The organism is Streptomyces sp. NPDC051976, assembly GCF_040680795.1.
In the GTDB taxonomy this organism is placed as follows: domain Bacteria; phylum Actinomycetota; class Actinomycetes; order Streptomycetales; family Streptomycetaceae; genus Actinacidiphila.
Window position 1 is genome coordinate 15,415 of the sequence record NZ_JBFAXL010000075.1, and the last position, 19,782, is coordinate 35,196.

14 protein-coding genes and 2 pseudogenes are annotated in these 19,782 nt (G+C 65.7%); 15 read left to right on the forward strand and 1 reads right to left on the reverse strand.

All coding sequences use genetic code 11. The features are described from left to right. The first annotated feature begins 29 nt into the window (after window positions 1-29). A complete protein-coding gene (locus AB0M29_RS40190) occupies window positions 30-2,225 on the forward strand; it encodes a carbohydrate-binding protein (protein WP_365391768.1) in 2,196 nt (731 codons plus the stop codon). 428 nt (window positions 2,226-2,653) lie between these two features. On the opposite strand, the pseudogene AB0M29_RS40195 reads toward AB0M29_RS40190, so the two are convergent. Continuing rightward, window positions 2,654-3,849: pseudogene (locus tag AB0M29_RS40195) on the reverse strand (IS3 family transposase). Window positions 3,850-4,236: 387 nt separating this feature from the next. On the opposite strand from AB0M29_RS40195, the gene AB0M29_RS40200 reads away from it, so the two are divergent. From AB0M29_RS40200 to AB0M29_RS40265, 14 genes and pseudogenes are all read left to right on the forward strand, one after another. Then, on the forward strand, window positions 4,237-5,115 hold the full coding sequence (locus AB0M29_RS40200) for an SMP-30/gluconolactonase/LRE family protein (RefSeq protein ID WP_365391782.1): 879 nt from the start codon (window positions 4,237-4,239) through the stop codon (window positions 5,113-5,115). Further along, complete coding sequence (locus AB0M29_RS40205) at window positions 5,112-5,873, forward strand: SDR family oxidoreductase (RefSeq protein WP_365391769.1); 762 nt, start codon at window positions 5,112-5,114, stop codon at window positions 5,871-5,873. Before AB0M29_RS40200 ends, AB0M29_RS40205 begins: the two co-directional genes overlap by 4 nt. Then, window positions 5,870-6,622, forward strand: a complete 753-nt coding sequence (locus tag AB0M29_RS40210; RefSeq protein ID WP_365391770.1) for an SDR family oxidoreductase — start codon at window positions 5,870-5,872, stop codon at window positions 6,620-6,622. The genes AB0M29_RS40205 and AB0M29_RS40210 overlap by 4 nt, the downstream gene beginning before the upstream one ends. Next, window positions 6,619-8,016: an FAD-linked oxidase C-terminal domain-containing protein gene (locus tag AB0M29_RS40215; protein ID WP_365391771.1), complete on the forward strand. Its 1,398-nt coding sequence runs from the start codon at window positions 6,619-6,621 to the stop codon at window positions 8,014-8,016. The genes AB0M29_RS40210 and AB0M29_RS40215 overlap by 4 nt, the downstream gene beginning before the upstream one ends. Next, on the forward strand, window positions 8,013-9,098 hold the full coding sequence (locus AB0M29_RS40220) for a (Fe-S)-binding protein (RefSeq protein WP_365391772.1): 1,086 nt from the start codon (window positions 8,013-8,015) through the stop codon (window positions 9,096-9,098). Before AB0M29_RS40215 ends, AB0M29_RS40220 begins: the two co-directional genes overlap by 4 nt. Before the next feature lie 46 nt (window positions 9,099-9,144). Continuing rightward, window positions 9,145-10,128 (forward strand): LysR family transcriptional regulator, encoded by a 984-nt coding sequence (locus tag AB0M29_RS40225; protein WP_365391773.1) that lies wholly within the window; start codon window positions 9,145-9,147, stop codon window positions 10,126-10,128. 240 nt (window positions 10,129-10,368) lie between these two features. After that, window positions 10,369-10,629, forward strand: coding sequence for a hypothetical protein (locus AB0M29_RS40230; protein ID WP_365391774.1), 261 nt, complete (start codon window positions 10,369-10,371; stop codon window positions 10,627-10,629). After that, window positions 10,629-12,161 carry an altronate dehydratase family protein gene (locus AB0M29_RS40235; protein WP_365391775.1) on the forward strand — a complete coding sequence of 511 codons (1,533 nt, stop codon included), beginning with the start codon at window positions 10,629-10,631 and terminating at the stop codon, window positions 12,159-12,161. Before AB0M29_RS40230 ends, AB0M29_RS40235 begins: the two co-directional genes overlap by 1 nt. A 217-nt stretch (window positions 12,162-12,378) precedes the next feature. After that, a complete protein-coding gene (locus AB0M29_RS40240; protein ID WP_365391776.1) occupies window positions 12,379-13,215 on the forward strand; it encodes a fumarylacetoacetate hydrolase family protein in 837 nt (278 codons plus the stop codon). 936 nt (window positions 13,216-14,151) lie between these two features. After that, the gene (locus AB0M29_RS40245) at window positions 14,152-15,696 is read left to right on the forward strand and encodes a sugar ABC transporter ATP-binding protein (protein WP_365391777.1); all 1,545 of its coding nucleotides are present in this window, start codon (window positions 14,152-14,154) and stop codon (window positions 15,694-15,696) included. A 65-nt stretch (window positions 15,697-15,761) separates the two neighbouring features. Further along, on the forward strand, window positions 15,762-16,703 hold the full coding sequence (locus tag AB0M29_RS40250; protein WP_365391778.1) for an ABC transporter permease: 942 nt from the start codon (window positions 15,762-15,764) through the stop codon (window positions 16,701-16,703). Between the two features lie 73 nt (window positions 16,704-16,776). After that, window positions 16,777-17,787 (forward strand): sugar ABC transporter substrate-binding protein, encoded by a 1,011-nt coding sequence (locus AB0M29_RS40255; protein WP_365391779.1) that lies wholly within the window; start codon window positions 16,777-16,779, stop codon window positions 17,785-17,787. A 217-nt stretch (window positions 17,788-18,004) separates the two neighbouring features. Next, window positions 18,005-18,898: an ABC transporter permease gene (locus AB0M29_RS40260; RefSeq protein ID WP_365391780.1), complete on the forward strand. Its 894-nt coding sequence runs from the start codon at window positions 18,005-18,007 to the stop codon at window positions 18,896-18,898. A 122-nt stretch (window positions 18,899-19,020) separates the two neighbouring features. Further along, window positions 19,021-19,179, forward strand: a pseudogene (locus AB0M29_RS40265) (IS701 family transposase); the annotation flags it as partial. Window positions 19,180-19,782: the final 603 nt, after the last annotated feature.

The window sequence follows — 19,782 nt, forward strand, 5'->3', positions numbered from 1 at the left end:
CCGTCGTTCATCACCAGATGGAGAACAGCATGACCAAGCTCATCCGATCCGGGCACCCCCCTACGAGACCGGAGTCCATCGCTACCCGTTTCATCCGGTACGCAGTAGCCGTCGCGCTCGCAATGTTGGCGATCTTGCCATTCAGCGCCATGAAGGCCGCGACACCGGCTGCCGCCGAAACGGCGCTGAACGGCGGTCAGTTCCACGGTGTGGTGTGGTCGCAGTGGTCGTATCTCAACGACAACTTCTGCTCGTGCGACCTGCTGCTCGACGGGCTCAGCACCACCGACACCTATGACAGCGTCAAGCCCAAGACCGCTGCCATCGTGGCACAGTTCCAGAGCCTCGGCGCCAACACCATCCGGATCCCGATCAATTACAACACCGCGACCGACGCGTGGTGGAACACCTACAGGGGCATCATAGATGCCGCGACCGCCCAGGGCGTCAACGTGATCGTGTCCTACTGGACGGAAACCCCGACGGCCGTCATTCCCAACCAGGCCCATTTCAACACGATGTGGAACGTCGTCACCACGGCATACGCGAACAACCCCAAGGTCTATTTCGATCCGATGAACGAACCCATGGGCTACAGCGTCACCGACCTCACCAACGCCATGGCTGCGTTCCTCACGATCCCGGATAGTAAGGGCATCCCGAGGAGTCGGATCTTCATTCCGGCCTACGCCTTCCCCTCGGAGAACGTGGCGCCGATCTGCCTTGACTCACGTCTGGCTGGGACCTACGTCTCCATGCATCGATACGCGATCACCGATTCCCAGGCGCACTCTTATGACTGGTGGGTCAACGAGATCGAGACCAACAAAGGCACCTGCGGATCGCGGACCGTCGTGGAGGAGTTCGGCGCGCAGATGGACAGCGGCCTGAACTACAACGACCCGAACAGCACCGATCCGAGCGTCGTGTACCTCCGCGCCATCACGGATACCATCCGCAAGGACAACCTGGGCGCCATCTGGTGCCACGGCATCGGCGGCCGAAACACGACGACTGACAGCGTAGGCGCGTACGACAATCTCAACATCATGCGCAACAACCCGAGCAGCCCGAACGACCTGCCGTTCTGGGTACCGAACGCCAGCGGTATCGACCGCCTGAAGTACGCATGGGGTGAGGGCTGGGATAACCTGCCGCAGCGGCAGGCAGCCAGCCTCGGGGTGCTGCAAGGCGGAGCGAAGCTGGAGCCGCACGGTAACGCCTGGGACGGGCAGAACGTGGGCTACATGGTCAACGTCGGCGACGGCGTGTCGTTCCCGAACCTCAGCGCCTCCAGCGTGCTGGACGTCGACTACGCCGCTGCCTCGACCGGCACGTTTAGCCTGTACATCAACGGCACCAAGAGCCAGGCCGTCACCTTCCCGGCAACCGGCGACTGGAACACCTTCGCGACGAAAACCGTATACGCCGCCATCCCTGCCGGGGCCACCGTCACCCTCCAGCACGACAGCGGCGACACGATCATCAACGTCGACTACATCCAGCAGCGTGGACCCATGACCGCCCGTCAGGGCGCCACCGTGGGCAAGCTGCAAGGCGGAGCGAAGCTGGAGTCGCACGGTAACGCCTGGGGCGGGCAGAACGTCGGTTACATGGTCAACGTCGGCGACGGCGTGTCGTTCCCGAACCTGAACGCCTCCGGCGTGCTGGACGTCGACTACGCCGCTGCCTCGACCGGCACGTTTAGCCTGTACATCAACGGCACCAAGAACCGGGCCGTCACCTTCCCGGCAACCGGCGACTGGAACACCTTCACCGAACTCACCATCCCCGTCACGATCCCGCCAGGGGCCACCGTCACCCTGCAGCACGACAGCGGCGACACGATCATCAACGTCGACTACATCCAGGAGCCCCAGCAAGCGGAATACGGCAGCCTCCTCGGCGGAGCCAAGTACGAGATCCGCGGCGGGGCCAGCGACGGCATCGACGTCGGGTACACGGCGAACGTCGGCGACGGCGTCACGTTCATCGCCGCTCATGCCTCCAGCCACCTGGCCATCGGCTACGCCACCGCATCTGCCGGAACCTTCAGCTTGTACGTCAACGGCATCAAGCAGCCCGCCGTCGCCTTCGCATCAACTGGCGACTGGGGCAACTTCACCACCAAGACAGTCAGCGTATCCATCCCGGCCGGGGCCACTGTCACCCTGAAACATGACACCGCTGACACTCTCATCAACGTCGCATACATCGACCAGTAGGCCAACCGCTCATCGAGTCACGGCCCAACGGCAACCACGCCGCTGGGCCGTGCGGTGACTCAGAGAACACCTTCTGCTGCTCTTGAGCCCTGGACTTTGAACAATGTTCAGGTGCTGCCGACTCAGGGCGTGTTTGAGTTCGCGGAAGTCGCGTTCGATCCGCCACACATCTTGGCCAGTCGCACAAGGGCATGGACTGGGGTGGTGGCGGGCAGGCTGGTCAGCCAGTAGTCGGTGGAAGTGCCAGCTGGTCGCCGGCCATTCGACCAGGGCGGTGAGCAACGCACACGAGGCGGTGTCTGTGGCTGCGTGGACACTGACTGCGACTTGGCAGTTCGCTTCTGCTGGGCTAACCCCCGGCGAGGCGGTACCACACTCGGGGGAGGAAACATCATCGACCATCCACCCCTGCGGGGTTGTCACCTCGATCAGGCGCTCGGGCCTTCCCCCGTGAAGGTGGGCACGCGGTACGCGTTGGGGCTGAGGTAGCCGTTGGCGGAGTGACTGCGGCGGGTGTTGTAGGGGGTCAGCCAGGCGAAGACGGTCCGGCGGCAGGTGTCGGCGTCGCCGTAGGCATGGATCCCTTGGAGGGTCTCGCGTTTCAGGGACGCGTGGAAGCTTTGGCAGGCCGCGTTGTCGCCGCTGACGACCGGGTGACCCCGAATTGGTCGCAGAGGCCGGCGAAGGCGCGGGAGCCGTATTGGGCCCGTGGTCGGAGTGGAACGCAGCGCCGTCCAGGCCGCCTCGGGTCGGGGCTGCCATCCGCAGCGGGTCGGTGATCAGAGTGGTGCGCATGTGGTCGGACATCGACCAGCCGACGACCTTGCGGCTGAAGCAGTCAGCACGGTCGGGAGATAGAGGAACTCCTCGCCTGTGAGCTGGAGATACGTGATGTCGCCCATGTATTTGCGTCCGGGTTCGGTGGCGGTGAAGTCCCGCTGGAACAGGTCCGGAACCGGCGAGGTGCCCGGGTCCGGGACGGCGGTGCGCACGCGTCCGTGCAGGCGGATGCCGGTGATGGAGAACGTCCGCATGACGCGGGCGCCCCGTTCTTCGTTGACCCGCCGTCCCTTCTCGCGGAGCTCGGCCGTGAGTGCGCGGGGAGCCGTAGGCGCCGCCGGACTCGCCGTGGACCTTCCGGATCTCCTCGGCCAGGATCTGGTCCTCATGCTGCCGGGCGGCTCGGGGCTTGGCGCCGGCGAGCCATTTGTAGTAGCTGGACCGGTTCACGTCCAGGACCTCGCAGAGCCGCTTCACCTCGTAGGTGTCCCGGTGGTCGTCAACGAACTGGAACTGATCACCACTTCGTCTCTCCGGCGAAATGCTTGGCCGCCTTGCGGAGGATCCCGGTCGGTGGCGAGCTTGCGCCCGCTCGCCTCGAGCACGGCTACCCGAGCCTCCATCTGCCGGACCCGCTCTTCCGGATCAGCGGACGACACCACCTCCCAGCGGTGGGCGGCCGGCTTCGACAGCCGGTGACGCCACGGCGTTCGCGTTCCCGCAGCACCCACTCACGCAAGGTCGTCCGGTTGATGCCCAGGTCAGCGGCGATGCTCTTGTGGGCCGCCCCAGGTGTGGACTCGTACAGGGCCACGGCATCGGGGACCGGTTCGAATCCGCCGATCGCAGTCTCGCCGAGGAGTTCGTCTCGCGGGCTGCCGTGCCTGGACAACGCCCGCCGGTATACGAGCGAGCGCAACGCCGCTCTCAGCCTCCAGCGCGGCTAGCTGCCCGGGACGGTCAGGGCCAAAGGCGTGAAAAATTGCGCTGGCAGTTCGGCGCCACTCGCCGCATGCCATGCGTAACTGTGCGTGACGTCTGACGCTGAAGTGTCATCGGCTCCGGAAGCGCTCCTATCAGCGGCTATCCGCGACGCGGATGGTTCCGTTCTGTTACTCGCGCTTCACTGTGCGGCACAGGCCCCTCTATCGTCGGTGGCATGGCACCAGCTCACGGACCTTGACTCCGAGTGGCGTGGTGCAATGCCAGATTGGAGCCGTAGTTGACAACTGTGTTCTGGGGCGGACGTGCCACGCTCGGCGAGGGGCCTGTATGGGATCAGCGGACCGGCACCCTCTATTGGGTGGACATAGTCAGCGGAAGTGTCATGGCGCAAGCCGCCGAAGCCGAGGAGCCGGCCAAAATCGATGTTGAGGCCCAGGTCGGCTGCCTCGGCCTGACCGACGACCCGCACGTGCTTGTCGTTGGCATGCGTACCGGTTGGCACTTGCTGGACGTCCGGAATGGCCGTCGGACCTTCTTGGCCGACCCCGAAGTGGACCGACCGGCCTGTCGTTTCAACGATGGGTCGGTGGATCCCGCGGGTCGGTTCTGGACCGGTTCGCTGGAAGACAGCGAGACCGGTCCGGACGGTCGGCTCTACCGACTCGACCACGACGGCACGTACACGGTGGTGGACGAGGGTTTCTATTGTTCCAACGGTATGGATTGGTCGCCGGATGGGCGCTGGATGTATTTCGTGGACTCCCGCGCAGATGTCATCTATCGGTACGCCTTCGACGTCGAGTCCGGGGCAGCAGTCGATCGTCGCGTATTCGCCGATACCTCGTCGCTCTCGGGCATCCCCGACGGGCTGCGGGTCGACTCCGCGGGTGACGTGTGGTGCGCGTTCTGGGACGGTGCCCAACTGATCCGTTTCACCCCTGATGGTGCCGTGGCCGAGGTCGTCCCCGTACCGGTCCTGCGCCCGACGAGTATTGCATTCGGCGGGGACGACCTGCGCACGATGTATGTCACCTCGGCGTCCATCGATCTCACCGGGGAACAGTTGGCCGAGTGGCCCCTCTCCGGCGCGGTGCTGCAGCGATCCGCCGATACCCCGGGTAGGCCGTCTACCCCCTTCCGCTTCGTACGAGAGGCTGCGCAATGAGATTCACCGGCAAGGTGGCAGTCGTCACCGGAGCCGCTTCCGGCATCGGCCGGGCGACGGCGATCCGGCTGCTCGATGAAGGCGCCACCGTGGTCGCAGTCGACCTGGAACACGACGAGTCATATCCCGAGAAGTATCAGAATCGCCTGCACCAGGTCTGTCTCGATGTCGCCGATCCGGACGCGGTGTTGCATCTGCGGGCCTTTTTGCAAGAGTACTTCCAGCGGATCGACGTCTTGGCCAATGTCGCCGGCATTCTTCGTATCGCGCCCTTCCTGGAGGTGACCCGGGCAGACTGGGACCGTGTCATCGCGGTGAACCTCAGCGGGGTCTTCTTTCTAAGCCAGGCGGTCGCCCGCATCATGGTGGACACCGGCACACGTGGCCGTATCGTCAATGTCTCCTCGGTCCACGCGGTGGTCTCCGAGCCGAATGCAGCGCCTTATACCGCGACCAAGGGCGGGCTGGAGGCAATGACCCGCACCATGGCCTCGGAGTTGGCGCCGCACGGCATCACCGTGAACTGCGTCCGGCCGGGTGCGACCTACAGCCAAATGAGCGACCCCATCTACACACCCGATATCGTCCGCTCCCTGAAAGCCAAGATCCCACTGGGGGAAATCGCGCCGCCGGAGTGGGTGGCGTCAGCGCTTTGCTACCTCGCTTCTGACGAGGCGCGCTATACCACCGGCGCTTGCTTGGACGTGGACGGCGGATACGCCATGGACGGATCGCTTCCCGGGGCGGAGTACTCATGAGCACTGTTGCGGTAGTCACTGGCGCCGCCTCCGGTATCGGCCGGGCGGTAGCCGAGCGCCTTGCCGGCGATGGCTATGACGTCGCCATGATGGATCTCGATGGCGCCGGGCTGAACGAAACCGGGAACCGGATCCGGCAGGCCGGGGGGAAGGCGTTCGGCTTCCCGGTCAACCTCATCGAACCGCTGGCTGTGGGCGCGGTGACCCGGGAAATCGCCGTGAGCGTCGGCACCCCGGAGGTGCTGGTGAACGTGGCCGGCATCGGGCTGAACGCGAACGTGCTCGAGACGAGCGATGATGACTGGAATCGCGTCCTGGCGGTGAACCTCACGGGCCCGTTTCTGACTTCGCGGGCAACTCTGCCGCTGATGCTCGACCGCGGCAAAGGCGTGATCATCAATATCGCCTCGGTGGCAGGCCAGATCGGGCTGGCCCGCCGCGCCGCGTACTGCGCGTCCAAGGCCGGGTTGGTCGGCCTGACCCGGGCGGTTGCCGTGGACCACGCCCACGAGGGCATCCGCTGTGTGGCGATCTGCCCGGGAACCGTGGAGACCGAGTGGATAGGGAAGATACTGGCGTCCGCGCCCGACCCGGTGGCAGCCCGACAGGCGATGGCCGCCAGACAACTCGACGGCCGAATGGGTTCGCCGGACGAAGTCGCAGCCATGGTCGCGTTCGTCGCGGGGCCGGACGGCCGGTTCATCAACGGTGCCGCTCTCATCCTCGACGGGGGGATGACCGCGGCATGAGTGTCCCGACAGCTATCGGCGTCCGCGCGATGGGCACTGACCTGGGCAAGATCGTCGGGCCGTCCCATGTCGAAACCCGCCCAGCGGCACTCGTTGCGTACCGGACCGATGCCACGTTCGGCTTCTCGGGCGAACCCACTGCGGTCGTGCGGCCGGCCAGCACCGAAGAGGTGTCGCGCATCCTGCGGTGGGCCAGCGAGCGCCACATCCCTGTGGTGCCCCGCGGCGCCGGAAGTAGCCTGGCCGCCGGAGCCGTCCCGACACAGGGCGGCATCGTCCTTGCCCTCACCCGCATGAACCGCGTCATCTCGATCGATCCCGTCGATCTGACAGCGGTAGTCGAACCGGGTGTCACCACCCAGACACTGGCACGTGACGTCCGCGAGCACGGGCTGCACTATCCACCAGACCCCGGCAGTCAGAGGGTGTCCACACTCGGAGGGAACGTCGCCACCAACGCGGGCGGTCTCCATGGGTTGAAGTACGGCAATACCAGCGGCTACGTACTGGGCGTGCAGGCAGTCCTCTCCGACGGCGAGGTCATCCGGGCGGGCGGCCGCCTGCTCAAGGACGTCGCCGGTTACGACCTTGTCCACTTGCTCACCGGTTCCGAAGGCACCCTGGCGGTGCTCACCGAATTGACGCTCGCTCTTCGCCCTGCGCCCGCGGTGAGCACTACCGGGATCGCGTACTTCGCGGACTTGGAGGCGGCGAGTGACGCGGTGCGTGGTGTGATCGCAGCGGGTATTCTGCCAGCCACCTTGGAGTTCCTCGACGCGCGGTGTATCCGCTCCGTCGAGTCATACGCTCGGCTGGGCCTCAACATGGATGCAGGCGCGATGCTGCTCTTCGGCGACGACGGCAGCCCGGCCGAGGTGTCCCGAACGGTCTCGGCAATGGCCGACTCCATGCGAGAGCACGACGCTATGTCAGTTCAGGTCGCCACCGCGGTGACAGAGTCTGAGGCGCTGCTTGCCGCCCGCCGATGCGCGCTGCCCGCGTTGTCCCGGCTGGGCGGCGCGACCATGCTGGAGGACGTCGGAGTTCCCCGCTCCCGGCTGCCCGAACTGGTGCGCCGTATCGACGCCATCGCTGACAAGCACGGCGTGACCATCGCGACCTTCGGCCACGCTGGCGACGGAAACGCGCACCCGACTGGATGCTTCGATCCCTCCGACCCCCAGGCACGTGCTCGCGTCGCGGCTGCCTTCGACGACATCTTCGCCACTGCCGTGGAACTGGGCGGGACCATCACCGGTGAACACGGCGTCGGTGCGGCAAAACTGCCCTACCTTGCCGCACAGCTCGGTCCCGTACATATCCCGTTGTTGGCGCGAATCAAGCACGCCTTCGACCCCGCAGGCATCCTCAATCCCGGAAAGCTTGGATCATGACCGCCGAGAGCACCTTCGACCCCAAGGCCCTGGGCACCTGTATTTCGTGCGGGTTCTGCTTGCCCGCATGCCCGACGTACAAGCTAACAGGAGACGAGGCGTCCTCACCGCGTGGGCGCATCGCGCTGATGCGGGCCATCGACGACGGCACAGTCGATGTCTTCGACGCTGCTGCCCGTGAGCAGGGCTCCTTCTGCCTGGGCTGTCGCGCCTGCGAGCCGGTCTGTCCTGCCGGCGTCCCCTACGGCCAACTGCTGGAGGAACTGCGCGACGCCCAGTGGAAGGGGAGGCGCCTACCGCTGCGCGTCCGACCACTTCTGCTCGTCGCAGCCCGCACCCGGCTCATTCGCCTCCTGGGGAGAGTGCGCCGCCACGCCAGGTTCACCGCTCCGGACACGGCTCCGGAAGGTGGCGACACGCTGATGCTCGGCTGCTTCGAACGCGCTCTGTTCCCCGGCGTGAGCAAGGCGGCCGCCAGCACCCTGCCTGGCGTGCAGGTTCCCCGGGACCAGGGCTGCTGCGGCGCGCTGCATGCCCACAACGGTGACATGGCTCGCGGCGAGCAGCTGGCACGCGAGCTCGCTGACCGCCCCGGCCGAATCGTCTCCACAGCCGGGGGCTGCTCAGCCCATTTGGCTGTGGTCGCGGGTAGGAGCCGGGTCGTGGACTACTCCGAGGCGCTGCTCGAACGTGGCCTTCCCTCCGGGCCGATCCTCGTCGACGGCCGGCCGGCTCGCATCGGTCTCCAGGACTCCTGTCACTTGCGCAACGGGATGGGGGTCTCCGCAGAGCCCCGCGAGCTGCTGGAGGCACTCGGGAATTACATTGAGATCCCGGGCGCGGGCGACTGCTGCGGCGCTGCCGGTACCTACGCGGTCCTCCGGCGACGTGATAGCCGACGCGTACTCGCGGAGAAAATGGCGGCGTTGACGGAGCTGGAGCTTGACTATCTGGTAGTGGTGAACCCAGGCTGTCAGCGTCAACTTATCACCGCGGTTCGTCGTGCTCACCTCTACACACGTGTTGTGCACCTGTCAGAACTTGTTGCCATGGCACAGGCAAGACAGGCAACCGATGAATAGTCCATCCCCCTCTGAGCAGGACAGACACCCAGCTTTTGAGGAGCCCATGGACGAGATCGACGCCTCGGAGGAATGCGCTCCCCTGGATCCCCGGGATGCGATGTCATTGCAGACATCCTGGCTCAGGAGTTTCCTCGCGGTTGCGGACGCGGGTGGTTTCGGCGCCGCCACCTTGGTGGTGCACCTCTCGCAATCCCGGGTCAGCACGCATGTTGCGGCGCTGGAGAATGCCTTGGGGGTCAGTCTCTTCGACCGCAAGGTCCGCCCCATACGGCCCACGCAAGCGGGGGAGGTTTTCCGTGGCCATGCCATCGCTGCCCTTCTTGAACTGCAACGGGGCGTCGAGGCAGCCCGCAGCACGCTTGACAACGTCGTCGCACACGTGGGGATCGGCAGCTATCCGAGTGTGAGTTCCGCCTACCTCACCTTGGTGCTGCGCGAACTGCAAACCACGCATCCGGGTGTGACGATCGACCTGCACGAGGGAACTGCCGCCACGCTGGAGGAGATGGTGGTGAACGGCACCGTCGACCTCGCGTTCAGGCCGATGCTGCCGAAGATGCGGGAGAACACGCTCTGCCATCGCACCATATGGCGTGAAGACGTAGTGGCCGTCATGCGTGAGGACGATCCGCTGGCCGAACAAGGGGTCGTGAGTGTGGACGACATCCTGAAGCGGCCGCTGGTTGGCAATCCAGAGGGGAGTGAGGAGTCCGGCGGCGGATTCGACCTGCGCAATGCCCTCGGCGACCTCTCCGGGCGTGCCAACATCGCCTATCTCACGGATCAGCCGGCGACCCTTGTCGCGCTCGTCCGCGCTGCCTTCGGTATTGGCGTCATCAACCGCCTCGCACTGCAGACGACCGGAACCGAGGGACTCGCCGTGCGCGCCATCGACTCGGCCACCGCACACCGGGATGTCGCCCTGTTCTGGACGCGCCGACGCGCCGACACTGCCGCCGTCAAGGCATTTCTCGAGGCCCAGCAGCAAGCGCCGCTGCCCCCTGGTGTCACGGAGTTTCCTCGCTGACCGCGGACCAGTCAGCAGTCACTTGACCGGCGTCACAGAGGCGGAGCGTTACCGGTGACGCCTCTCTACACCTGACGTCCTTATGTGAGGGTGGGCGGCTTCCTGACCCCGAATCCGTGCGATGGATCGCGGGGCGGGGGTGTTGAGGCTGGCGCGGACCACCTTGATTCGCATTCCAGATGGAGCCGTTCCGTTATTCGCGCTTCGCTGCACACCACTGATCGTTCTACGCTCACCTGTATGAGAATCAAGTTCCAGGTCTCTGAATCCGGACTCCGGTCATTTCAGCAGGACCCCTATGGTAATTCTGCTCTTGGGGGCCGATATCCACGTGGCGAAGCCAACGAGCCAACGACGCTCGGCGAGCGTCATTCGATCGAGGTCTCCGAGAAGGCCGAGAGGAGATCGGTGAGGCATGCCGGTGCGGCTCTGCAAGGCACCGTGGACGTGGCCGCCGAGCGGTGGGATGGGTGGGTTACGACGGTGGGGATGGGCCTTTGATGACCGAGGATTCTGCGACCGGCACCGTGGTGCCGCTGGTGCCGCGAGAGGGCGTGGACGAGGTCGGGCTCGTCCAGGCCGAGGTGAGCCGGGGTGCGCCGGTCCAGACCGCTGACGGGGTGGTGGCGGCGCTGGACGACATCCCGCCCGGTCACAAAGTCGCCGTGCGGCACATCGCCAAGGGAGCACCCGTACACAAGTACGGGGAGGTGATCGGTATCGCGAGTGAGGAAATCCTTCCGGGCGCCCACGTACACATGCACAACATCGGGGTCAGCGAACACAGCCTGGGCAGCGCACCGGTTCAAGGGGAACTCCCCGCGTGGACATCGCCAGCCACTCCGGCGCGTGATCACTTCCTCGGGTACCGCAGGCCCGACGGCCGAGCCGCGACGCGCAATTACATCGCCATCTTGCCCACGGTGAATTGCTCCGCGACGGTCTCGCGCATGATCGCGCAAAGTGCGAGCGCCAGATACGCCGACGTGCCCGGGCTCGACGGGATCATCGCGCTGACCCATGATCTGGGCTGCGGCATGGCAGAGGGCACCGCCGGCGATGACATCCTTCGTCGCACCCTTCGTGGCTATGCTCAGCACCCCAACGTAGCCAAGGTCCTGACGATCAGCCTGGGCTGCGAGGTCAACCAGCCAGAGAACGTTTTCGGCGCGAACGCCATCGGTGACAGGCTCGGCATCCAAGACCTCGGGGGGACCGCGGCCACCGTCAACGCCGCACTCGAACGCGTTGACGCGATGGTCGCGGAAGTCGTCGCGCTGCGACGGGAACCCATCCCGCTTTCCGAGCTGACGCTCGGCCTGCAATGCGGCGGCAGCGACGCCTATTCGGGCCTGACCGCCAACCCCACTCTGGGAGTGGCCGCCGATCTCCTGGTCGCCGCGGGCGGCAAGGTGATTCTGGGCGAGACACCGGAGATCTACGGTGCGGAACACCTGCTTCGGCGGCGGGCCGCGACGCCCGAGATCGGCCGTCGCGTCGACGAGCTGATCACCTGGTGGCAGAGCTACACCGCGCGCAACGGTGCGGAACTGGACAGCAACCCGTCCAAGGGTAATCGGGCAGGCGGGATTACCACGATCTGGGAGAAGTCGCTCGGCGCCGTCCTCAAAGGTGGCACCAGCCCGCTCAACGGCGTGGTCGAGTATTCCGAGGCAGTCACCGCGCCCGGGCTGACCTTCATGGACACCCCGGGCTACGACCCCGTCTCAGCGACAGGCATGGTCGCCGGCGGGGCGAACCTGCTGGCCTTCACCACGGGACGGGGCTCGGTCTTCGGGTCGCGACCCACGCCCTGCATGAAGATCAGCACAACCACCCGCCTGTACGACCACATGCGGGGTGACATCGACTTCGATGCTGGTCCTGCCATGTCGCGCGAAGACCAGATCCGCTTGGGAAGCCAGCTTTTCGAGGCCCTGGTTGACATGGCATCAGGTGTGCAGAGCAAGTCCGAGGCGCTCGGCTTCGGCGCCGAGGAGATCGTGCCGTGGCGGATGGGAGCGGTGGTGTAGCCAGGAGCGCCCGGACGCCGGCCTGGATCGGCCGCGGGTTCCGCGGGCCGAGGCCCTGCCTGGGGCTGCGCGTGTCCCGGTGCTCGTGAGCTCCGCCAGGGGCGCACGCGCTTTTTTCCACCGCGGGCACAGAGTCCATATGCGCATTGCGAGCATTGAAAACATGCGCGAGTTCGAATTTTCGGACCAGCATTAAGGGTAGGGGAGACGGAGAATAATGAGATTCGCGCGCCATGGCTGGCCCGGGTGCGAGCGTCCGATAGTGAGCGGGGCGGACGGTGTATGGCGTGACCTGTCACCGGTAGCACGGGATGTGACAGCCGAAGTGCTGACGTGGACGGAAGAGGATCTTTCCCTGGCGACATTGCCGGAGGTTCGCCACATTGATCGACTGGGGCCGCCGCTGGAGCGTGTGGGAAAGATCGTCTGCATTGGTCTGAACTACCGTGACCACGCCCGGGAGTCAGGACTCGCGACACCCGATGAGCCCATCGTGTTCCTCAAGGCCGTCGATACGGTCGTGGGTGCGAACGACCGTGTCCTGATCCCGCCTACGTCGCGTAAGACGGACTGGGAAGTGGAGCTCGCGGTGGTCATGGGGTGGACAGCTCGCTACCTCGCCAGCCCCGAAGACGCTCTGGCCTGCGTCGCGGGCTACACCATCAGTCACGACGTGAGTGAACGCGCCTTCCAACTTGAGCGAGGCGGGCAGTGGGACAAGGGAAAGAACTGTGAGACGTTCAATCCGCTTGGCCCGTGGATCGTCACTGCGAACGAGATCTCCGATCCGCAGAATCTGGGCCTACGTCTTTGGGTCAACGGTGAGTTGCGGCAGGATGGCTCAACGGCCGACATGATCTTCGGCGTGGCTTACTTGGTCTGGTATCTGAGTCAGTTCATGGTTCTGCACCCGGGTGATGTCATCAACACGGGCACACCCGCGGGGGTCGCTCTCGGGATGCCGGATCAGCCATACCTGAAGGCTGGGGACGTGGTTGAACTGGAGATTGACCACCTGGGGCGGCAGCGGCAGCAACTGCACTCCGCTTCCTGATCCTGAAGTTGCCCCAGCTACCACTCCATCATGTCGTCGTGCGGCTCGGCAGGACCCGCACGTCGTACGGGTGATGCGTATTTGGCGGATATGACGCACGCGGTCGCGTCGGTGGCTCGGATGCAGGAGAAGACGAGGCGGCCCGGTCCAGCCCTGACCCGGGCCGCCTCCGCACAGCAGTTCGCGAGCGGTAGCCGAAGGTGCCCTGGGTGCCGGGGCTTCGGTGAAGGCCCTCCACGCCAAGGACGCCGAGCACAGCTCAGCGGCGCGGGACTGTGAAGATCGAACTATTAGGGCGAATCAGCCAGTAGGGGCTGATCTGCTGCCATGACCTGGAGCGCACTCGCCCCCGGCCGGTTCGGTCGCACTCGGGCCCATTTTGGAAACTCCTCCGGGCCGCCTTGGGGTCGGTCTCGAAAAGGTATGGCCGTCCGATGTCCTCTCAGTGATCCGAGCTGGCCGAGCCCTGTCTTAGGTGTCTTTATTCACGTTAAGCGACTGGCGTTGCGTGCGTGCGAGTGCATGGGAGTCATGCGGCTCGCTCCTTGGGTTTGCGCTGACATCGGCGCCTATTCTCGTACCGCAACGACTTGATTACGGATTGGTCACACTGCGTGCAGTTCCCTGTACTGCCTCCCGTTGGTGCGCACGTTCGTGAGCATTCGGCTGAGCGCCGTCCGCAAGTGGCGCGGCGTCCTTCGCGGCAAGATCTGAAACACGAATGAAATCAATCCGCATTGCGCTGGACTTGAAGCGTTGACCTGTCTCAACCGTGCTCCTAGTGTTCAAACTCAAGAAATGATCACTTCTCCCGAGACGAGGTTCCACCATGCCTCCCATCCGTCCCACGAAGCTCGAGCCGCCGGGGCCGGGCGGTCAGGGCAGAGGGCCCTGCCTCTGCCAGCCGGCCAGCCGGGCTCGGGTGCGGTGAGCGCCATGGACTTGAACTCTGTATCAGCGCAGCGCTCCACTCCGGTAAAGGCGCTTTCGATCCAAGGCGCCGAGAAGATCTATGACGGCATCCGCGCCGTGAGTGACGTCAGCTTCTCGGTCCAGCCGGGCGAGGTCATCGCTCTTGCGGGAGAGAACGGTGCCGGGAAGTCGACGATCAAGAACCTCCTTGCCGGGATCGTCCGTCCGGACGCCGGTGAGATCCACATCGCGGGCCAGCAGCTCACCGGCGGTGTCGGTCAGGCCCGTGAACTGGGGCTGGCCGCGATTCACCAGGAGCTGAGCCTCTTCCCGCATCTGACGGTCGCCGAGAACATCCTCATTTCGCGTCTGGGGGACCACAGCGGCTTCGTGGTCCGGCCGCGCCACCTGGCGCAGGAGGTGCAGCCTCTGCTGGATCGGGTGGGCGCCAGCTTCGGGCCGCAGAGGCTCGTGGAGGATCTGGCGCCCGGCGAACGTCAACTCGTGGAGATCGCCAAAGCGCTCGCGACACACCCCACCGTCGTGATCTTCGACGAGCCCACCGCGTCGCTGAACCTGGCCGAGCGTGGGCACGTGATGAGTATCGTCGAGCAACTCGCTGCCGATAACGTCGCGGTGCTCTATATCAGCCACTTCCTCGACGAGATCTTCCGCTTGGCGAACCGCATTGTTATTTTGCGTGACGGAAAAATCATCGAGACCACGCAAGCCGATTTCATCACCCGCCCGCGCCTCGAGTCGCTCATGGTTGGACGAGAATTGTCCGACGGCTATCCCGTTGCGCAGCCTGCCGGCGAGCGGACCGTTCTGCAGGTGCGGGGTCTCGACGGCGGCAAGCGGGTCAGGAATATCGACCTCGATATCCGCGAGGGCGAGATCCTTGGCTTGGCCGGGCTGATGGGCTCCGGGCGTACCGAGGTAGCGCGAGCCCTGTTCGGGTTGAATCCCTCCTCCGGGCACGTCCGCCTCGGAAATACCTCGCTGCGGACTCGTACGCCGCGTAGATGCATCGACGCGGGTATGGCATTCGTGACCGAGGACCGCCGGCATGAGGGGCTGTTCCTTGACCGTCCCATCCGCGAGAACCTGACCAGTGCCGCGATCGGCACTCTGCACCCCCGCGGACCCGGCCGCTGGGCTGGGCTCCTCGATCATCGCGCGGATCGTGTCCTTGCGGGTCGGCTGGCCTCTGATCTCGGGATCACCGCGCGAGGCGGCCTCGAAGCGGTCAGCGGCTCGCTCTCCGGCGGCAACCAGCAGAAGATCGTTATTGGCCGGTGGCTCTCCGCGCCGCCGAAGCTACTGATCATGGACGAGCCGACCCGCGGCATCGATGTCGGAGCCAAGGCCGAGGTGTACCGCCTGCTCACCGCCCTCGCTGCACGCGGTACCGCGATCCTGCTGATCAGCAGCGAGATGGAAGAGCTGTTGGGCCTCAGCCACCGCGTCGCAGTGATGCACGACGGTCAGCTTGCCGGAACCCTCGACAGGCCTCGTGCGACCCAGGAGAACATCATTCGACTCGCCACCGGGGGGAAGCTCACATGAATCGCCGTCCTTTTTCCGGTATGGCGGGCCCGATCGGCCGCACGCTGGCTCGGGATCCCCTTCCCGTGGTCGCGGTTGTTCTGTTCACCGCGCTGGCCTTCAGCACGCCGCGTTTCGCGACCGTCTCCAATCTGCGCAATATCGCAATCCAGAGCTCCCCGTTGGTGATCGCCGCGGTGGGAATGACATTCGTCGTCCTGACCGCGGGCATCGATCTGTCCGTTGGCGCCACGTTGTACTTGTGCGGTGCCGTCGAGACTGCGGCGTTCCTGGCTGACGCGGCCACTGCCGTGGTCTTCCTGATGGTGCTGCTCGCCGCAGCCGCGGTCGGGCTCGCCAACGGGCTCGGAGTCGCCGTCGCTGCAGTACCCGCGCTCATTGTCACCCTCGCCGCCCAGTTGATCTGGCGCGGAGTCGCCGGCCACATCACTCACCAGCAGAGCCTTATCGTGAGTGAGCGCCTGCGTGGCATCGGCACCGGCAGCGTCCTCGGTATCCCGTGGCCCATCCTCGTCGGGATCGCTGTCGTGGCGGCGGCCCAACTGACGGTTCGTCGTACCGTCTTCGGACGCTACGTACAGGCCGTCGGATCCAGCCCGAGCGCGGCACGGGACGCCGGACTTCCGGTGCGGCGGGTACTGGTCGCCGTCTATGTCCTGGCCGCGGGACTGGCCGGCGTGGCGGCACTCATCCAGGTCGGGCGACTCGGCGCCGTTCAGCCCACCGTCGGCCAGGGCTTCGAACTGACCGTCATCACCGCTGTCGTCCTCGGCGGGACAAGTCTCTTCGGCGGGCGCGGCAGCGTCCTGGGAACGGCCCTGGGCTGCCTCATTCTCACGTTCGTCGAAAACGGGCTGGTGCTCACCGGCACCTCGCCGTACGTCTTCGACATCGTGCGTGCCGGAGTCCTACTGGCTGCGGTCCTTGCCGCCAGCTTCCAGGGCGGCTCCCTCTCCGCCCTCTTCACCCGGCTGCGCACCAGCACCGCGCGGCCCGTACGCCACTGAGTGTCCTCGATTTGTCCGTTCAATCTGTTCAACCCACTGGCTCCTGCGGCCATCCCCAGAAAGAAGAACCACTGTGCGCACCACCAAGCTGGCCCTGGCCGCCTCCCTGACCACTATCCTCGCCCTCAGCGCCTGCTCCTCCACCGACTCCAAGTCATCGACGTCGTCCAGCGGGGGCGGCGCCCGGAAGCTCACCATCGGCGTGAGCTTCGATCAGCTCAATGCCATCCGCCAGGCCGAACTGAACGGGATCAAGAAGGCCGCGGCGCAGCAAGGCGACAAGGTCGAGTTCGCCGCCGCGGACAACGACGCTGCCAAGCAGTCCTCCCAGATCCAAGACCTGCTGGACACCAAGAAGGTCGACGCGGTCATCGTCATAGCCGTCAACGCCGATCAGATCCAGTCCTCCATCAACCGCGCCAGAGCCTCGAAGGTGCCCTTCATCGCGATCGACCGCGCCCCGACCGACAGCTCCAACGTCGCCTTCCAGATCACCGGCGACCCGGTCGCCGACGGCAAGCTTGCAGCGCAGCAGCTCATCGCCCAGAACAAGCCGCTGAAGGTCCTCGAACTCGTCGGAGGCCTGACCGACAAGAACGCCATCGGCCGTCGTGACGGGTTCAACGATGCGCTCAAGGGCAACGCGAACGTCCAGGTCGCCGCGCAGGTCCCCACGGACTGGGACCCCTCCAAGGCTCTCGACGGAGTCTCCAACGCTCTGCAGAAGAACCCTGGCATCAATGCCATCTACGTCCCCTCCGACTTCCTGTGGCCCTCCGTCGAGTCGGCGCTCAAGAGCGCCAGCCGCCTGGCTCCCGCACCCGACCCCAAGCACGTCACCGTCGTCACGATCGACGGCGACCCCAACGGCTGCGCGGCCATCCGCAACAAGCGCATCGACGCCGACATCGCCACCCTTATCGACAGCTTCGGCCTGCAGTCCGTGGACGCCGCTCACACCCTCGCTCAGGGCAAGAGCCTTGCCCAGAAGACCGTCGGCATCGCGGGACTGCCCCTGAACCAGACCAACGCCGCCACCACCACGGCCAAGGTCTGGGGTTGCGCCGTCCCCGCCGGAAGCTGACGTAGCCGGCCGACAGGCTCCCCGAAACCGACAAGACGAAGGCGACGCTGTGACGAACTACCCGCGCGAGGGGCTCACCCGCCAAGAGCCGAAGGAACCGATCGTGGCCCCAACCGGATCCCGACTACACCGCCAACCCCCGGCCTTGGGCGGATCCACACTGCGGAAGGCGTGGCAGCGCCGACCCACTTGGACCAACGAGCTGGCGATGTTGCCCGTGCTGCTGCTGCTGATCGCGGTTCTGTCGGTCACCACCGACGGGCTGCTCAGCAGCAGTAACCTGCAGAACATCCTCACCCAGTCGGCAGTCGTGGCAGTCGCCGCGATCGGGGCAACCTTCGTGATCCTCACGGCGGGCATTGACCTGTCGGCCGGCTCAGTCATCGGAGCGGCCGGCGTCACGGCCGCAGCCGTAATGGGGCATACAGGCAACGTATGGTTGGGCGTCCTGGCCGGCGTCGGTGTCGGGTTCGGTTCCGGCGCCATCATGGGGAGCCTGATCGGAGGACTGACGGTCGTGCCGTTCGTCGTTACCCTGGCCGGCCTCTTCGCCGTCAACGGCATCACCCTGCTCACCAGCCAGGGCGCAACCTACGCCCGCATGCCGGACTCGTTCACCAACATCGCGTTCAACCACATCGCGGGCCTGCCGACGATCGCCGTCATCGCCATCGTGCTGTACGTCGTGGCCCAACTGGTCCTCACCCGGACCGTCTGGGGCCGCAAAGTCACCCTGACCGGGGCCAACCCCACCACCGCCCGGGTGACGGGCATCAATGTGAAGGCCGTGACCTGGAGCGTCTACGCGGTCGCGGGAGCGTTCTCCGGCATCGGCGGAATCCTGCTCACCGCACAGCTCGGCGGCGCCAACGCCACCATGGGATCGCCGCAGCTGCTCAACATCATCGGAGCGGTCGTCCTCGGCGGCACCAGTCTCTTCGGCGGTAAAGGCTCGATGCTGAGGACGGCGATCGGCGCACTCATCCTGGGCTTCCTCGCCTCGGGAATGAGTCTGCTGGGCTTGCAGTCCTACGACCAGCAGTCGGTCACTGGGGCGGTCATCGTCCTGGCCGCTGCCGCCGACGTGCTCCTGCACCGGCGCAGCCGCTAGCTCTCCAGTTGCACTTCTCCATATGCCCTGGTCAGGTGGCTCTTTTGGAGTCTAGTTTGCTGACGCCTGGTCAGGGTAGCGGTGGTTCGTGACTCACCCGATCGGGGCGCGTTGAACTGGTTATGGAGACGGACAGCGATGTCGAAGTAGGTCTGTGGGATGCCGAGTTGGGGTCGTTGCTGCTGCGGGTGGGCGAGCGCTTCGGGCGGGTTGAGCCGCGTCGGCATATGCGGGACTACGTGCGCGGTCTGTTGGGGCAGGTGCGCCGGAAGAACAGCTGGGTGCGCCACGAGGCGCCGTGTGACCGAGTGGAGGTGGAAGACCTTCGCCGCCGGGCCGTCGCAGCGGCTCGGTAGAAGCTGGGGGCAGTCTGATCCGGGGAACGCCGGTGAGGGCGGGAAGCAGCCCCGACAACGCCGGGACGGTGCGGCACTGCCAGACGCGTCGGGTTCGGCAAGCAAGGCCAGAAGGCGTACGAAGAGGAACCTGCGTAAAGCCCGTAAGTCTTGTCACCGGGCTCCAATCAGGCGGATATGGGCCCGGGGTGCAGTGCGTGATCGCTCGCTCCGACAGGGGTGGTCAACTCCGAAGCCGGTCTCCAACTGCCGGTGGGGAGGCCACGCTGAAGGTCTGCGGCGTAGGCGTGGTGATGCTGCCGGGGTAGTAGCGGGGCGCCGACCTGGCCGATCGGCACTTGGTGAACGTGGGAAGCGCCTGCGGTCGCCCCCGGTTTCCCGGCATCCGGTCCGGAGATCGAGGGCAGGCCCGTTGCCGGCTGAGGTCCGCAGGCAGGGACTTTGCGTGTTGCGCTTCTGTCCGGTTGAGCACGTGAGTCCTGGTTGATCACGTCCATCCGAGTGTGGCCAGAGGGCGGCCTGGGCGGC

Excerpts from the sequence above, each read along its gene's own strand:
- AB0M29_RS40190 (WP_365391768.1), top strand. The coding sequence starts at position 30 with ATGACCAAGCTCATCCGATCCGGGCACCCCCCTACGAGACCGGAGTCC.
- AB0M29_RS40205 (WP_365391769.1), top strand. The coding sequence starts at position 5,112 with ATGAGATTCACCGGCAAGGTGGCAGTCGTCACCGGAGCCGCTTCCGGC.
- AB0M29_RS40210 (WP_365391770.1), top strand. The coding sequence starts at position 5,870 with ATGAGCACTGTTGCGGTAGTCACTGGCGCCGCCTCCGGTATCGGCCGG.
- AB0M29_RS40215 (WP_365391771.1), top strand. The coding sequence starts at position 6,619 with ATGAGTGTCCCGACAGCTATCGGCGTCCGCGCGATGGGCACTGACCTG.
- AB0M29_RS40220 (WP_365391772.1), top strand. The coding sequence starts at position 8,013 with ATGACCGCCGAGAGCACCTTCGACCCCAAGGCCCTGGGCACCTGTATT.
- AB0M29_RS40225 (WP_365391773.1), top strand. The coding sequence starts at position 9,145 with ATGGACGAGATCGACGCCTCGGAGGAATGCGCTCCCCTGGATCCCCGG.
- AB0M29_RS40230 (WP_365391774.1), top strand. The coding sequence starts at position 10,369 with ATGAGAATCAAGTTCCAGGTCTCTGAATCCGGACTCCGGTCATTTCAG.
- AB0M29_RS40235 (WP_365391775.1), top strand. The coding sequence starts at position 10,629 with ATGACCGAGGATTCTGCGACCGGCACCGTGGTGCCGCTGGTGCCGCGA.
- AB0M29_RS40240 (WP_365391776.1), top strand. The coding sequence starts at position 12,379 with ATGAGATTCGCGCGCCATGGCTGGCCCGGGTGCGAGCGTCCGATAGTG.
- AB0M29_RS40245 (WP_365391777.1), top strand. The coding sequence starts at position 14,152 with ATGGACTTGAACTCTGTATCAGCGCAGCGCTCCACTCCGGTAAAGGCG.